Annotated in this window: 9 protein-coding genes; 6 read left to right on the forward strand and 3 right to left on the reverse strand. The window is 71.1% G+C overall.

Features of this window, described 5'->3' with window-relative positions:
- Nucleotides 1-12 precede the first annotated feature (12 nt).
- From nuoL to nuoN, 3 genes are read left to right on the forward strand one after another with little or no spacing between them, the layout of a single operon-like run.
- Entirely contained in the window at nt 13-1,977 is a 1,965-nt protein-coding gene (gene nuoL / locus ADK65_RS09955; protein WP_053669595.1) for an NADH-quinone oxidoreductase subunit L, read from the forward strand.
- Nucleotides 1,978-1,982: 5 nt separating this feature from the next.
- Nucleotides 1,983-3,554, forward strand: a complete 1,572-nt coding sequence (locus tag ADK65_RS09960; RefSeq protein WP_053669596.1) for an NADH-quinone oxidoreductase subunit M — start codon at nt 1,983-1,985, stop codon at nt 3,552-3,554.
- Complete coding sequence (gene nuoN / locus ADK65_RS09965) at nt 3,551-5,200, forward strand: NADH-quinone oxidoreductase subunit NuoN (RefSeq protein ID WP_053669597.1); 1,650 nt, start codon at nt 3,551-3,553, stop codon at nt 5,198-5,200. The genes ADK65_RS09960 and nuoN overlap by 4 nt, the downstream gene beginning before the upstream one ends.
- A 124-nt stretch (nt 5,201-5,324) precedes the next feature.
- Here the strand turns inward: nuoN and ADK65_RS09970 are convergent, their stop codons facing one another.
- Nucleotides 5,325-7,631, reverse strand: a complete 2,307-nt coding sequence (locus ADK65_RS09970; RefSeq protein WP_053669598.1) for an ABC transporter permease — start codon at nt 7,629-7,631, stop codon at nt 5,325-5,327.
- Nucleotides 7,628-8,338, reverse strand: a complete 711-nt coding sequence (locus ADK65_RS09975; protein ID WP_053669599.1) for an ABC transporter ATP-binding protein — start codon at nt 8,336-8,338, stop codon at nt 7,628-7,630. The genes ADK65_RS09970 and ADK65_RS09975 overlap by 4 nt, the downstream gene beginning before the upstream one ends.
- 154 nt (nt 8,339-8,492) lie before the next feature.
- On the opposite strand from ADK65_RS09975, the gene ADK65_RS09980 reads away from it, so the two are divergent.
- The 3 genes from ADK65_RS09980 to recQ all read left to right on the forward strand — a co-directional run bounded on the left by ADK65_RS09980 (nt 8,493) and on the right by recQ (nt 12,391).
- Nucleotides 8,493-9,320 (forward strand): sensor histidine kinase, encoded by an 828-nt coding sequence (locus ADK65_RS09980; protein WP_053669600.1) that lies wholly within the window; start codon nt 8,493-8,495, stop codon nt 9,318-9,320.
- Nucleotides 9,317-10,036 (forward strand): response regulator, encoded by a 720-nt coding sequence (locus tag ADK65_RS09985; RefSeq protein ID WP_053669601.1) that lies wholly within the window; start codon nt 9,317-9,319, stop codon nt 10,034-10,036. The genes ADK65_RS09980 and ADK65_RS09985 overlap by 4 nt, the downstream gene beginning before the upstream one ends.
- 210 nt (nt 10,037-10,246) lie before the next feature.
- Entirely contained in the window at nt 10,247-12,391 is a 2,145-nt protein-coding gene (gene recQ, locus ADK65_RS09990; RefSeq protein ID WP_234352840.1) for a DNA helicase RecQ, read from the forward strand.
- A gap of 44 nt (nt 12,392-12,435) precedes the next feature.
- On the opposite strand, the gene ADK65_RS09995 is transcribed toward recQ, so the two are convergent.
- Complete coding sequence (locus tag ADK65_RS09995) at nt 12,436-15,264, reverse strand: fumarate reductase/succinate dehydrogenase flavoprotein subunit (protein WP_053669602.1); 2,829 nt, start codon at nt 15,262-15,264, stop codon at nt 12,436-12,438.

Below are 15,264 nucleotides of genomic sequence, written 5' to 3' on the forward strand. Positions count from 1 at the left end.
GTCGGAAGAATCGTGGAGAACCTCATTGCGCTGCTGGTGGCGGCGCCCCTGCTCGGAGCGGCGGTCCTGCTGTGCGGCGGCCGGCGGCTGGACGCCGTCGGCCACTGGCTCGGCACCGCGCTCGCGGCCGTCTCCTTCGTGCTCGGCCTGGTGCTGTTCACCGACATGCTGGGCCGGGGCGCCGAGAACCGCGTCCTGAGCCAGCACCTGTTCAGCTGGATCCCGGTCGAGGGCTTCCAGGCGGACGTCGCCTTCCAGCTCGACCAGCTGTCCATGACGTTCGTGCTGCTGATCACGGGCGTCGGATCGCTGATCCACCTGTACTCCGTCGGGTACATGGAGCACGACGAGCGGCGCCGCCGCTTCTTCGGCTATCTGAACCTGTTCCTCGCGGCGATGCTGATCCTCGTCCTCGCCGACAACTACCTGCTGCTGTACGTCGGCTGGGAAGGCGTCGGTCTCGCCTCCTACCTGCTGATCGGCTTCTGGCAGCACAAGCCCAGCGCCGCCACGGCCGCGAAGAAGGCCTTCCTGGTCAACCGCGTCGGCGACATGGGCCTGTCGATCGCGATCATGCTGATGTTCCTGTGGTTCGGCACCTTCGCCTTCGGGCCGGTGCTCGGCGACCACGGCGAGGCCGGGCTCGCCGGTGCCGCCGGTGAGGACAAGCTGACCGCCATCGCGCTGATGCTCCTGCTCGCCGCCTGCGGCAAGTCCGCCCAGGTGCCGCTGCAGTCCTGGCTCGGGGACGCGATGGAGGGCCCGACCCCGGTCTCGGCCCTCATCCACGCCGCGACCATGGTGACGGCGGGCGTCTACCTGATCGTCCGCTCCGCGGCCGTCTTCAACGGCGCCCCGGACGCACAACTGGTCGTCACCATCGTCGGCGCGGTCACGCTGCTGTTCGGTGCGATCGTCGGTTGCGCGAAGGACGACATCAAGAAGGCCCTGGCCGGGTCGACCATGTCGCAGATCGGCTACATGATCCTCGCCGCGGGCCTCGGCCCCATCGGCTACGTCTTCGCGATCATGCACCTGGTGACGCACGGCTTCTTCAAGGCCGGGCTGTTCCTCGGCGCCGGCTCGGTCATGCACGGCATGAACGACGAGGTCGACATGCGCCGCTACGGCGGCTTGCGGAAGTACATGCCGGTCACCTTCGTCACCTTCGGCCTCGGCTACCTGGCCATCATCGGCTTCCCGGGCCTGTCCGGCTTCTTCTCCAAGGACAAGATCATCGAGGCAGCGTTCGCCAAGGGCGGCACCGAGGGCTGGATCCTCGGCGCCTGCGCCCTGCTCGGCGCGGCGATCACGGCGTTCTACATGACGCGCGTGATGCTGATGACGTTCTTCGGCGAGGAGCGCTGGCGCAACGCCCCGACGCCGTCCCCGGCCCGGCCGGACGTGGAGCCCGCCGCCGAGACGCGCGGCGAGTACACCCCGCCGCACCCGCACGAGTCGCCCAGGATCATGACGGTCCCGATGATCGTGCTGGCCGTCGGATCGGTGGCCGGAGGTGCGTTCTTCAGCATCGGCGACCGGTTCATGCACTGGCTGGAGCCCGTCACCGGACACAGCCACGGCAACCCGCCGATCAGCGCGGGCGTGGTCACCGGCGCGACCGTCGCCTGCATGATCATCGGCGTCGCCCTCGCGTGGGCCCAGTACGGCCGCCGCCCCGTCCCGGCCGTCGCCCCGCGCGGCTCGCTGCTCACCCGGGCCGCCCGGCGCGATCTGCTCCAGGACGACTTCAACCACGTCGTCCTGGTCCGCGGCGGCGAGCACCTCACGCGGTCCCTGGTCTACGTCGACCACACCCTGGTCGACGGCGTCGTCAACGGCACGGCGGCCTCGGTCGGCGGCCTCTCCGGGCGGATGCGCAGGCTGCAGAACGGCTTCGCCCGCTCCTACGCGGTCTCGATGTTCGGCGGCGCCGCGGTCATCGTCGCCGCGACCCTGCTGATGAGGGCGGTCTGATACCGATGTCCTTTCCTCTGCTGACAGCGACAGCGGCGCTCCCGGCCGTCGGGGCGATCGCCACGGCCGCCGTACCGGCCGCGCAGCGCACCGCCGCCAAGTGGCTGGCGCTGCTCTTCTCGCTCGCCACGCTCGTCCTGGCGATCACCGTTCTGGTCCGTTTCGACCCGGACGGCGACCGCTACCAGCTCACCGAGTCCCACGCCTGGATCGCCGACTTCGGCGTCCGCTACGAACTGGGCGTGGACGGCATCGGCGTTGCGCTCATCGCGCTCACGGCGCTGCTGATCCCCTTCATCATCCTGGCGGGCTGGCACGACGCCGACCCCCTGGAGACCGGCAGCAGCCGCTGGCGGCCGACGCAGGGCTTCTTCGCCCTGATCCTCGGCGTCGAGGCGATGGTGATCCTCTCCTTCGAGGCCACCGACGTCTTCCTCTTCTACATCTTCTTCGAAGCCATGCTGATCCCGATGTACTTCCTCATCGGCGGCTTCGGGGACCGTGCCCACGAGCACGGCGAGAAGGCGGCGGCGACACAACGCTCGTACGCGGCCGTGAAGTTCCTCCTCTACAACCTGGTCGGCGGTCTGATCATGCTGGCCGCGGTGATCGGCCTGTACGTGGTCGCCGGGAACTTCTCGCTCCAGGAGATCGCCGAGGCCCGCGCCAACGGCACGCTCGACATGGCGACCAACACCGAACGCTGGCTGTTCCTGGGCTTCTTCTTCGCGTTCGCGGTGAAGGCGCCGCTGTGGCCGCTGCACACCTGGCTGCCCAACGCCATGCAGGAGTCCACCGCCCCGGTCGCCGTGCTCATCACGGCGGTCGTCGACAAGGTCGGCACCTTCGCGATGCTCCGCTTCTGCCTCCAGCTGTTCCCGGAGGCCAGCAAGTGGGCCACGCCCGCCATCCTCGTCCTCGCCCTGATCAGCATCATCTACGGGGCGCTGCTCGCGGTCGGCCAGCGGGACATCAAGCGGCTGGTGGCGTACGCGTCGATCTCCCACTTCGGCTTCATCATCATGGGCATCTTCGCGATGACCAGCCAGGGCCAGTCCGGCGCGACGCTCTACATGATCAACCACGGCATCTCGACGGCCGCGCTGATGCTGGTGGCGGGCTTCCTGATCTCCCGGCGCGGCTCACGGCTCATCGCCGACTACGGCGGCGTGCAGAAGGTCGCCCCGGTGCTCGCCGGCACGTTCCTGATCGGCAGCCTCGCGACCCTGTCCCTGCCGGGGCTGGCGCCGTTCGTCAGTGAGTTCCTGGTCCTGGTCGGCACGTTCACGCGCTACCCGGTGATCGGCATTATCGCCACCTTCGGCATCGTCCTGGCCGCGCTCTACACCCTCGTCCTCTACCAGCGGACGATGACGGGCCCGGTGAAACCGGAGGTCTCCGCGATGCCCGACCTCCGGATCCGTGAGATCGCGGTGGTCGCCCCGCTGGTCGTCCTGCTGATCTTCCTGGGCGTCTACCCGAAGCCCGTCACGCAGATCATCGATCCGGCGGTCAAGCAGACCATGTCCGACGTACAGAAGAAGGACCCCCAGCCCGAGGTGGAGGCGGCCAAGTGAGCGCAACAGCCGTCCACAGCCTGTGGACAACGGCGGCCGACCCGATCTCGAAGATCGACGCGCCGAAGATCGAGTACGGGCAGCTAGCCCCCACCCTGATCATCGTCGGCGCGGCGATCGTCGGGATCCTGGTCGAGGCGTTCGTCCCGCGTAAATCGCGTTACTACGTCCAGATGTTCGTCTCCGTCGTCGCGATCGCGGCCGCCTTCGCCGCGGTCGTCGCACTCGCGGCCGACGGATACGGCACCACCAAGGCGCGCATCGCGGCGATGGGCGCGATCGCCGTCGACGGACCGGCCCTGTTCCTGCAGGGCACGATCCTGCTTGCGGCCCTGGTGGGCCTGTTCACCTTCGCCGAGCGGCGCCTGGACCCGGAGGCGCACGGCAACCGCGTGGACTCCTTCGCCGCGCAGGCCGCCTCCGTACCGGGCAGCGAGAGCGAGAAGGCCGCGGTCAAGGCCGGGTTCACCACCACCGAGGTCTTCCCGCTGCTGATGTTCGCGGTCGCCGGCATGCTGATCTTCCCGGCGGCCAACGACCTGCTGACGCTGTTCGTCGCGCTGGAAGTCCTCTCCCTGCCGCTGTACCTGCTGTGCGCCCTGGCCCGGCGCAAGCGGCTCATGTCGCAGGAGGCGGCGGTCAAGTACTTCCTGCTGGGCGCCTTCGCCTCCGCGTTCACCCTGTTCGGCATCGCGCTGCTCTACGGCTACGCGGGCTCGATGTCGTACGCCACGATCGCGCAGGTCGTCGACGGCACCGTGCAGGACGTCAACCCGGCGCTCGCCGACACCATGGGCAACGACGCGTTGCTGCTGATCGGCGCCGCGCTGCTGGTGATGGGCCTGCTGTTCAAGGTGGGCGCGGTGCCGTTCCACATGTGGACGCCGGACGTCTACCAGGGCGCTCCGACGCCGGTGACCGGCTTCATGGCGGCGGCTACGAAGGTGGCGGCGTTCGGCGCGCTGCTGCGGCTGCTGTACGTCGTGCTGCCGGGCCTGCGCTGGGACTGGCGGCCGGTCATGTGGGCCGTCGCCATCGTCACCATGCTGGGCGGCGCGATCGTCGCGATCACGCAGACGGACATCAAGCGGCTGCTGGCGTACTCGTCGATCGCGCACGCCGGGTTCATCCTGGCGGGTGTCATCGCGACCACGCCCGACGGTGTCTCGTCGGTGCTGTTCTACCTGGCCGCGTACTCGTTCGTGACGATCGGCGCCTTCGCGGTGGTCACGCTCGTCCGCGACGCCGGGGGCGAGGCGACGCACCTGTCCAAGTGGGCGGGGCTCGGGCGCAGGTCCCCGCTGGTGGCGGCGGTCTTCGCGGTGTTCCTGCTGGCCTTCGCCGGCATTCCGCTGACGTCCGGCTTCGCCGGGAAGTTCGCCGTGTTCAAGGCGGCGGCGGAGGGCGGGGCGGCCCCGCTCGTCGTGATCGGTGTGATCTCGTCGGCGATCGCGGCGTTCTTCTACATCCGCGTCATCGTGCTGATGTTCTTCAGCGAGCCGCGGCCGGAGGGCCCGACGGTGGCCGTGCCGTCGCCCCTGACGATGACGGCGATCGGCGTGGGCGTTGCGGTCACGGTGGTGCTGGGCGTGGCGCCGCAGTACTTCCTGGATCTGGCGGGGCAGGCGGGGGTGTTCGTGCGCTGACGCTCCGCTTGCCGTGCGACAGCGGCCCGGTTTCCCTACAGGGGGAGCCGGGCCGCTGTCGTGCGGGCCGGGCTGTCACTCGTCGGGTTGCGTCACGGCCCGCGGGTGCTGGTGTACGCGCGGGTCACTCGTTGTGCAGCACCTTGGCGATGGTGAGCCGCGCTGCCGACCTCGCCGGGAACAACGCACCGAGGACGGCGATCGTGACGCCCGCCAGGACCAGAGCGGCCAGGTGCGGGAAGTGCCAGACCTGCTTCATGGATTCCGGGAACGACACCACTCCGACGTGGTCCACCACCAGCCGGTGCGCGACGATTCCCAGGGGAACCCCCAACACCCCGCCGGTCAGCCCCAGCGCCGCAACCGACGACACGGTCATCACCACGACCTGGCGCGGTGTCATCCCGATCGACTTGAGCATGCCGAGGTCGCGGCATCGCTCCCGGACGTTGAGCAGGACGGTGTTGAAGACCCCGAGAGCGGCCACGACGGTCAGCAGAACGGTGAACACCGACGCGAAGCCGACGACGGTCGTCGTGGCGGCGTCGTCCGAGCCCAGCAATGCGGGGCGAAGGCCCGGGTCGGCCGCCTCGACCGCTGTGATGTAGCGCTGGTCGTCGGCGCCGCGAGCGAGCCGGACCGTGTACTCCGTGGCCCGTGTTGCGGGCGCGAGTCGCGTCAGCGTCCGCCAGTTGGAGTCCAGGGCCTGGGCGTTGCCTTCCATGAGCTCACCCACGATGGTGACGGGCGTCTGTCTGCCGTTCAGCCGGAGGGTGACCCGGTCGCCCACCGACAACCCGTGCTGATCGAGGAACGCCGGCCCGGCCGCGGCTTCCCCGGCGCCGGTGGGCCAGTGTCCCTCGACGATCTCGGAGGCGAGGTCCTGGGTGTCCCCGCGGTAGAAGTTGGCGAACACGGTCTGCGTGTAGCCGGTGAGGCTCACCTTGGTGAGCGCGCGGGCGGTCACCTGATCCGCCCCGGGCAGGGAGCGCAGTAGTTGCTCGGTTTGCCGGTCACTCGGTCTCGCGGTGGTCCCGCCACCCGCGGGCGAGCCGGTCTGGACGTCGACCCGGGCGGCACCGTCGCTCTTGCCGGCATCTCCGTAAGCGACCATGGTGCTGGTCAGACCGGTCGTCAGTGTCACGGTGGTGACCCCGAGGACGATGGCCGCCATGGTCAGCAGGGAGCGGCCCGGCCGGGCGAACGGCTGGCCGAGTCCCAGGCTCACGGCGCGCGGCAGCCGCGTCCCGCCGAGCCGGCGCTGGACCCGCAGTCCGCGTCCGGTCCGCGGTGCGGTGCCGGCTGTGATCGCCTGGGCCGCGGGGAGCCGGTGTGCGCGCACGGCGGGGATCAGGGCGGCGACGACGACCAGGGCAGGCATGCCCACCAGACAGAGGACGGACGGCCACCAGCTGATACCGACGGAGGCGCTGCCTGTTTCGATACCGGAGAAGGCCACCCGCAGGAGGGGACCGGCCACCGCGTTGCCGATCAGGGTGCCGACTGCGCAGCCGATGACGGCGGGGACGGAGACCATCGTGAGGTAGACCGTCACCACCTGGTTCGGAGTGAAGCCCAGCGACTTGAGCACGCCGATGTGCCGGTGCCCTGAGACGACCGCCCCGCTGACGACATTCCCGACGATCAGCACGGAGACCAGAAGGCCGAGGACGCCGAAGAGCGTCATGAACGGCAGATACGCGTCGGCCTGGGCGGAGAAGGCCCGCTTGAGGGCGAGATAGGACTGTGCGGTGGTGAGCGAACCGGCGGGCAATCCGGCCGTGGCTGTGGTCAGGCCGGTGCGCAGCTCCCGATCGGTCGCTGCGTCCGTGAAGCGGTACAGCATCTGAACGGTGCTCGGATGCAGTCGGGCCATCTGCTCAGGGGATACCCAGGCCCCGGCGGACTTGCTCATGCTGGTGGCGAAGCCGACGACGGTGAGAGTCGGGGCGCCGCGAGCCTTGAGCCTGGTGCCGAGCCGGCCCGGACCCGGTGTGCCGTCGGCAGGCCAGTTGACGACGATTTCACCGGGAGCCGTGGCCCAGCGGCCTTCCAACAGACGGATGCGGTCCACCGGGCCGTCCGGATCGGCCCGGCCCACGACGGACAGAGAACCGGCCGACATCCACAGCCAGTCCTCGGGCATGTCGAGGAAGGCTTGCCCGAAGGGCCCGGCGGCGGCCTCGACGCCGGGACGCTCGGCCGTCCGGGCCAGCCGAGCACCCGACGCCTTCACCGGGTCGAACGCCGCGACCGTGTGGGCCCCGTGCTGCTGGGCGAAGGCTTTGTCGAAGGGGGTCGAGGCCGCGGTGAGCAGCCCCAGCCCGAGCAGGATGGTCGTGGTCGAACACAGGACCACCAGCCCGATGACGAACGTCTGCAGCCTGCGCCGTTTCACAGCCGCCCGCGAGGCCCTCCACACGGCGCTCACGCGGTGGGCTCCAGCTGGCTCTCGCTAGACACTCGGCCATCGGCGACCTCGATCAGGCGGCTGGCGCAGCGACTGGCCAGGTGCGGGTCATGCGTGACGATGAGCAGGGTCTGTCCGATCTGGTTGAGGTCGATCAGCAGGTCCATGACCTGCTCTCCCGAGCGGCTGTCCAGGGCGCCCGTCGGCTCGTCGGCCAGGAGCAGAGCCGGGCGGTTCATCAACGACCGGGCCACGGCCACTCGTTGACGCTCGCCCCCGCTCAACGCGGCCGGGTAGGCGTCCTTGCGGTCGGCGATGCCCAGCTCGTCGAGGAGTTCCAGCGCGCGGCGGCGGGCCTGCCGGGCGGAGGTGCCGGTCAGCTGGGCGGCCAGCGCGACGTTGTCGAGCGCGGGCAGGTCGTCGATCAGGTTGAAGAACTGGAAGATCATGCCGATGTGCCGCCGCCGGAACAGCGCCAGCCCCGTCTCGTTCAATGCCCCCAGGTCCTGGCCGTGGACCTGCACCGTTCCCGACGTCGGGCGGTCCAGGCCGGCGACCATGTTCAGCAACGTGGACTTGCCGCACCCGGAGGGCCCCATCACCGCGACCGCTTCCCCTGCGCGGATGTCCAGGCGGACGCCGTCCAGGGCCTTCACGTGGCCGTATTCCTTGTGGACGTCGTCCAGTCGGACGACGACCTGCCGGGAGCTGTCCGGATCACTTGTCATGGCATGAACCTAGAAGCGGCAGGACGGGTACGACGTCCCTCGCCGGATGTAACCGGCTCCACGGGTCATCCTGGGGATGTAGGGAACTGGATCCGGAGCATGACGCGGACGGGCATGCCGGGCTGCGATGCTCTCTCGGGTGGGGAGTTCGGGGTTGATCTGGCTGGTCGCGGCATGGGCGATGACGTGCGCCGCGGCCGTCGTCCTGGGCGTGGCGCTCATCCGGGCACGCCGGCGCCACCGAGCAGCCATCGAAGAGCGCGGCTGGCTGCTGGAACGGGAGCGGGAGAGTGCGGCAGCCACCGCGGTCGACGCCGAGCGGGCCAGGATCGCGGCCGAGCTCCACGACATCGTCAGCCACAACGTGAGCCTCATGGTGGTCCAGGCCGGGGCCGCCCGTGAAGTGCTGGCCACCATGCCCGACGAGGCCGAGGCCGCGTTGAGCGCCGTGGAGAGCGCCGGGCGGACCGCCATGACCGAGCTACGGCACCTGCTCGGCCTCCTCGCCCCCGCGCAGAACGGCGACGACGAACCCTACGGTGGGGACCTGGCACCACAGCCGAGCCTGAGCCGGCTCAGCCCGCTGATCGACAGGATCGCCTTCGCCGGCCTGCCCGTGGAGGTGCGCATCTCCGGGGAGCCCCGCCCGCTGCCGACCGGGATCGATGTCACCGCCTACCGGATCATCCAGGAGGCGCTGACCAACGCCCTCAAACACAACGACGGGACCAGAGCCGACGTGACAGTCCGATATGCGGAGCACTACCTGCGCGTCGAAGTCCTGAACACCGGACCGAGCGTCCTGACCGACGATGCTCCCGGGCCGCGTAGCCGTCCGGCCGCAGGCCAGGCCGACGGAGCGGGACGGGGACTGCTCGGCCTGCGCGAACGGGTCGCCGTCTACGGCGGCGACCTGGACGCCCGGCGCCGCCTGGGCGGCGGCTACCGTGTCCGCGCCCGAATCCCCCTAGACCGGCCGTGAACCCGCTCACCGGCCCCGCCCCCCGAGTCGTGATCGCCGACGACCAGGAGCTGGTCCGCACCGGTTTCCGCCTGATCCTCACGGCACGCGGCGTCAACGTGGTCGGCGAAGCCGCAGACGGAGCCGAGGCCGTCCGAGCCGTCCGCCGCCTGCGCCCCGACGTCGTCCTCATGGACATCCGCATGCCGACCATGGACGGCCTGGAAGCCGCCCGCCGCGTCCTCGCCCAGACCCCGACCTGTCGGGTGATCATGCTGACCACCTTCGACCTGGACTCCTACGTCTACGCAGCCCTCGCCGCCGGAGCCAGCGGCTTCCTGCTCAAGGACGTCACACCCGCGCATCTCGCAGCCGCCGTACGCCTGGTCGACACCGGTGACGCACTGCTCGCACCCTCGATCACCCGCCGCCTCGTGGAGCGCTACGCCTCCACCGCCGGCCGGACCGCTCCGGGCTCGGCAATCCCCGCCGTCCACCGCGACCTCGCCGTACTGACACCACGCGAACGCGAGGTGCTGACACTCATGGGCAGGGGCCTGTCCAACACCGAGCTCGCCCGGGCACTGACACTGAGCGAAGCGACAGTGAAGACCCATGTGGCCAGGATTTTCGCCAAGCTGACCCTGCGCGACCGGGCCCAGGCCGTCGTCCTCGCCTACGAGACGGGACTCGTCGCGCCCGGGGAATCCGCGCGATCCGCCGACGTCGATCGCTAGCCGGTCATGGCCCGGCGTCCGATCCCCACTCCGACCGGGGGGACTCGACCGTGCTGCGTGTGCACGACGATCGCGTCCTTGACGCACCCATACGGGGCAGGCCTGTGGATAACTCCGGGGCTGTCGGTGCGGGCGCCTATGGTGGACGCAGTGGTCGAGGCGCGACGCACGGGGGGCACGACGATGGGCGCTACGGGCGGGACGGGTGTGATGACGGAACGGGACGCGGTGACCGGGTCCGGGACGATGGGGACCGGGGCGACCGGAACCGAGGCCGGGATCGGTGCGGGCGGCGGCCCCGCCGGGCCCCTCGGCGCCGAGGCGAGCGAGGCGCTGGCCGCACTGCACCGGGTCTTCGGCTACGACGCCTTCCGCGGTGAGCAGGAAGCCGTCATCGAGCACGTCGTGGCGGGCGGCGACGCCGTCGTGCTCATGCCCACCGGCGGCGGCAAGTCGCTGTGCTACCAGATCCCGTCCCTGGTCAGGCCGGGCACGGGCGTGGTCGTCTCCCCTCTCATCGCCCTGATGCAGGACCAGGTGGACGCGCTGCGGGCGCTCGGCGTGCGGGCCGGGTTCATGAACTCCACGCAGGACTTCGACGAGCGGCGGATGGTCGAGGCCGAGTTCCTCGCCGGCGAGCTGGACCTGCTGTACCTGGCACCGGAGCGGCTGCGGCTGGAGAGCACACTCGATCTGCTCTCGCGCGGCAAGATCTCCCTCTTCGCGATCGACGAGGCCCACTGCGTCTCCCAGTGGGGCCACGACTTCCGGCCCGACTACCTGGCGCTGTCCCTGCTCGGCGAGCGCTGGCCGGACGTACCGCGGGTCGCGCTGACGGCCACGGCCACGCACGCGACGCACCAGGAGATCACCCAGCGGCTGAACATGCCGACGGCCCGCCACTTCGTGGCGAGCTTCGACCGGCCCAACATCCAGTACCGGATCGTGCCCAAGGCCGACCCCAGGAAGCAGCTGCTGAGCTTCCTGCGCGAGGAGCACGCGGGCGACGCGGGCATCGTCTACTGCCTCTCGCGCAACTCGGTGGAGAAGACCGCCGAGTTCCTCAGCCGCAACGGCGTCGAGGCGGTGCCGTACCACGCGGGCCTGGACGCGGGCACGCGCGCGGCCCACCAGTCCCGCTTCCTGCGGGAGGACGGCCTGGTCGTGGTGGCGACCATCGCCTTCGGCATGGGCATCGACAAGCCGGACGTCCGCTTCGTCGCCCACCTCGACCTGCCCAAGTCGGTCGAGGGCTACTACCAGGAGACGGGCCGGGCCGGCCGCGACGGGCTGCCCTCGACGGCCTGGATGGCCTACGGGCTGAACGACGTCATACAGCAGCGCAAGCTGATCCAGTCCGGTGAGGGAGACGAGGCCTTCCGGCGCCGGGCCCAGGCCCACCTGGACTCGATGCTGGCGCTGTGCGAGACGGCCCAGTGCCGCCGGGGCCAGCTCCTCGCCTACTTCGGCCAGGACCCCGACCCGTCCGGCTGCGGCAACTGCGACACCTGCCTGACGCCGCCGGAGACCTGGGACGGCACCATCGCGGCGCAGAAGGCGCTGTCGACGGTCGTCCGGCTGCAGCGGGAGCGCGGGCAGAAGTTCGGCGCGGTGCAGATCGTGGACATCCTGCTGGGCAAGCGGACCGGCAAGGTCATCCAGTTCGACCACGACCAGCTGTCCGTGTTCGGTATCGGCGAGGAGCTGACCGAGGCCGAATGGCGGGGCGTCATCAGGCAGTTGCTCGCCCAGGGGCTGCTCGCGGTGGAGGGCGAGTACGGCACGCTGGTGCTGACGGAGGCCAGCGGGGCGGTGCTGCGGCGGGAGCGGGACGTGCCGCTGCGCAAGGAGCCGAAGAAGCCGGTGGCCTCCCGGTCGGGGTCCTCGTCCTCCGGCTCCGGACGGGGCGAGCGCAAGGGCAAGGCGGTCGCCGACGAGCTGCCCGAGGAGCTGCTGCCCGCCTTCGAGGCGCTGCGCGCCTGGCGCGCCGAACAGGCCCGTGAGCAGGGCGTCCCGGCCTACGTGATCTTCCACGACGCCACCCTGCGGGAGATCGCCACGGTGTGGCCGACGTCGGTGGGAGAGCTCGGCGGGATCAGCGGGGTCGGCGAGAAGAAGCTCACCACGTACGGGGAGGGGGTGCTGGAGGTGCTCGCCTCGCTGGGCGGGCCGCCCGGTGCGGGCTCGGCGGACGCCCCTGCCTCCGCACCCGCTGCCGGCTCGCCCTCCGCCCAGGCGTCCGGCCGGGCCCCGGCATCCGGTCAGGGTCCGGCCCAGGCCGTGGGGCAGGACGCCGGTGAGCCCTACCACTGGCCTGAGACGGACGCGGAGCCTGAGCCGGACGACTGGATATAGGGCCGGGCTCCGGCCACGTCAGACGGTTCGGATGGGCGTATCGGTCACAGCGCCCGTCCCGCGTACGCCCTGACATCCGCGTCGGAGTCGGTCGTCGCGGTGGCCAGCGCCGCCCGGGCCTCCTCGGTGGAGCGGTGCCGGGTCAGCGCCAGGACGGCGGCCTTGCGGACGTCAGCGTTGGTGTCGGCCAGGGCCTTGGCGAGCGCCGGGACCGCCACCTCGGCGTCGGCCACGGACAGGGCCGTCGCGGCTCCGGCCCGCACCTGCCAGGCCGGCTCGGACAGCGCGGCCACGGCGCGTGCGGCGAGGGGCGCCGGGCAGCCGGTGATGCCGAGTGCTCCGTAGGCCGCTGCCCGCACCAGGGCGTCGGGATCGTCGAGGAGGCCGGTGAGGGCCGCTTCGGTCGCGCCCGGGCTGGGGTCGCCGCCGTCCTGGCCGTCACCCGCCGGCCGCTCGGCACTCACCGTGGCCAGGCCCTTGGCGATCGCGACCCGTACCTCGCGGGAGGGGTCGGTGCCCGCCGCACCGGCCAGTTCACCGGCGGCGTCGACCGACACCAGGGCGCGTACGGCCTCGATGCGGACGGCGATGTCGGAGTCGGCGAGGGCGTCCGCGAACAGGGCGGCGTCGCCGAGACGCAGGGCGCGCAGGACGTCCAGGGCCGCCGCGCGGACCACCGGGTCCGGCTCCGTCAGGGCGGCGGCGAGGCCGTCCCGCAGATCGGGCTCGGCCGGAAGCGTCTCGACGAGCTCACGCAGGGACGCGGCCGCGGCGGCGCGCACCTCGGCGGCGGTGTCGCGCAGCGCCGCTGCGAGCGCGGTGCCCGTCCCGGGCGGCAGCGTCTCGGTGAGCACGGCGACGGCCTCGCGGCGGACAGCGGGCGCGGGGTCCGTCAAGTACGGCTGGAGGGCGCCGAGTTCCGGCTCCTCCTCGGCGAGGGCGACGAGTTCGAGCAGGCGGGCGGAGGACACCTCGCCGGAAGGGGCGGTGACCGATGTCTGTTGCGCCGGGGCCGGCTCCGGCGCCGCCGCTCCCACCGGGGAGGCGACCGGCGCCACGTCCCGCGAGCCTGCCAGGGCCACATCCTCGGCGTGCACCTCGCCGAGGACACGAGAGGGACCGCCGACGGGCTCGAAACCGTCGACGGGAACGAGATAGGGAGCCACGGGGCGTGCCGTGAACTCCATCGCACCGGAGGGGGACTTGTGCAGATCGAGGTGGTGGAACCAGGACGCGTCGTCCCGCCGGGGGTGGTCGAGGCGCTCGTGGTAGAGGCCCCAGCGGGACTCCGTGCGGGCCAGGGAGGAGCGCGCGGCCATCTCCGCGCAGTCGCGGATGAAGGTGACCTCGGCGCAACGCATCAGCTCGTGCGCGGTGCGGGCGCCCATCTCGGCGATGTCGGTGTGCATCCGCTGGAACGCCTCCAGGGCCAGCGACAGCCGGGCACCGGACTTGGGCGGGGCCACGTAGTCGTTAACGAAGCGGCGCAGCTTGTACTCGACCTGGGGCTGCGGCGGGCCGTCGGGGTTGCGCAGCGGGCGGTAGATCAGCTCGTGCGCCTCCCGGAGCTGCTCCGCGGGCAACTCGCCCGTGTACGGCTGGTACTGGGAGGCGTCGGCGCCCGCCAGGTCGCCGAAGACGAAGGCGCCGATCATGTAGTTGTGCGGGACGCAGGCCAGGTCACCGGCCGCGTACAGCCGCGGGACGGTCGTGCGGGCGTGGTCGTCGACGCGGACGCCCGAGGCGGAGTGGCCCCCGCACAGGCCGATCTCGGAGATGTGCATCTCGATGTCGTGGGTGCGGTAGTCGTGGCCCCGCCCGGAGTGGAAGGTGCCGCGGGTGGGCCGCTCGGTGGAGTGCAGGATCGTCTCCAGGGCCGAGACCGACTCCTCGGGGAGGTGGCTCAGCTTCAGGTAGACGGGCCCGCGGTCGGACGCCACCTCGGCGGCGAACTCGGACATCATCTGCCCCGACCAGTAGTCGGAGTCGACGAAGCGCTCGCCGTGCCGGTTGACCTGGTAGCCGCCGAAGGGGTTGGCGACGTAGGCGCAGGCCGGGCCGTTGTAGTCCTTGATCAGCGGGTTGATCTGGAAGCACTCGATACCGGTGAGCTCGGCGCCCGCGTGGTAGGCCATGGCGTAGCCGTCGCCTGCGTTGGTGGGGTTCTCGTAGGTGCCGTAGAGGTAGCCGGAGGCGGGCAGGCCGAGGCGGCCGCAGGCGCCGGTCGCGAGGATCACCGCGCCCGCGCGGACCTGGACGAACTGCCCGCTGCGGGTGTTGAAGCCGGCCGCCCCCACGGCCCGGCGGTCCCGGCCCTCACCGGCGGTGAGGACGCGCACCGGCATGACCCGGTTCTCGATGCGGATCCTCTCCCGCATCTCGCGCCGCCGCAGCTGCCGGTAGAGGACCTTCTTGACGTCCTTGCCCTCCGGCATCGGCAGGACGTAGGAGCCGGAGCGGTGCACCTGGCGGACGGAGTAGTCGCCGTGCTCGTCCTTCTCGAACTTCACGCCGTAGGACTCCAGCCGCTGCACCATGCCGAAACCGCGGGTGGCGGTCTGGCGGACGGTGGACTGGTCGACGATGCCGTCGTTGGCGCGGGTGATCTCGGCGACGTAGTCGTCGGGTTCGGCCCGGCCCGGGATGACCGCGTTGTTCACGCCGTCCATGCCCATGGCGAGCGCGCCGGAGTGGCGGACGTGCGCCTTCTCCAGCAGCAGCACGTTCGCGCCGTGCTCGGCGGCGGTCAGGGCGGCCATGGTGCCCGCGGTGCCGCCGCCGATGACGAGGACGTCGCAGGTCAGTTCCTCGGCGTCGGCGAGGGAGGGGACGGCCAGGGGGGTGTCCGCAGGGGGGTTCACGGAGGTGGTCAC

Origin of the sequence: Streptomyces sp. NRRL B-1140, assembly GCF_001280065.1 — a bacterium.
Taxonomy (GTDB): domain Bacteria; phylum Actinomycetota; class Actinomycetes; order Streptomycetales; family Streptomycetaceae; genus Streptomyces.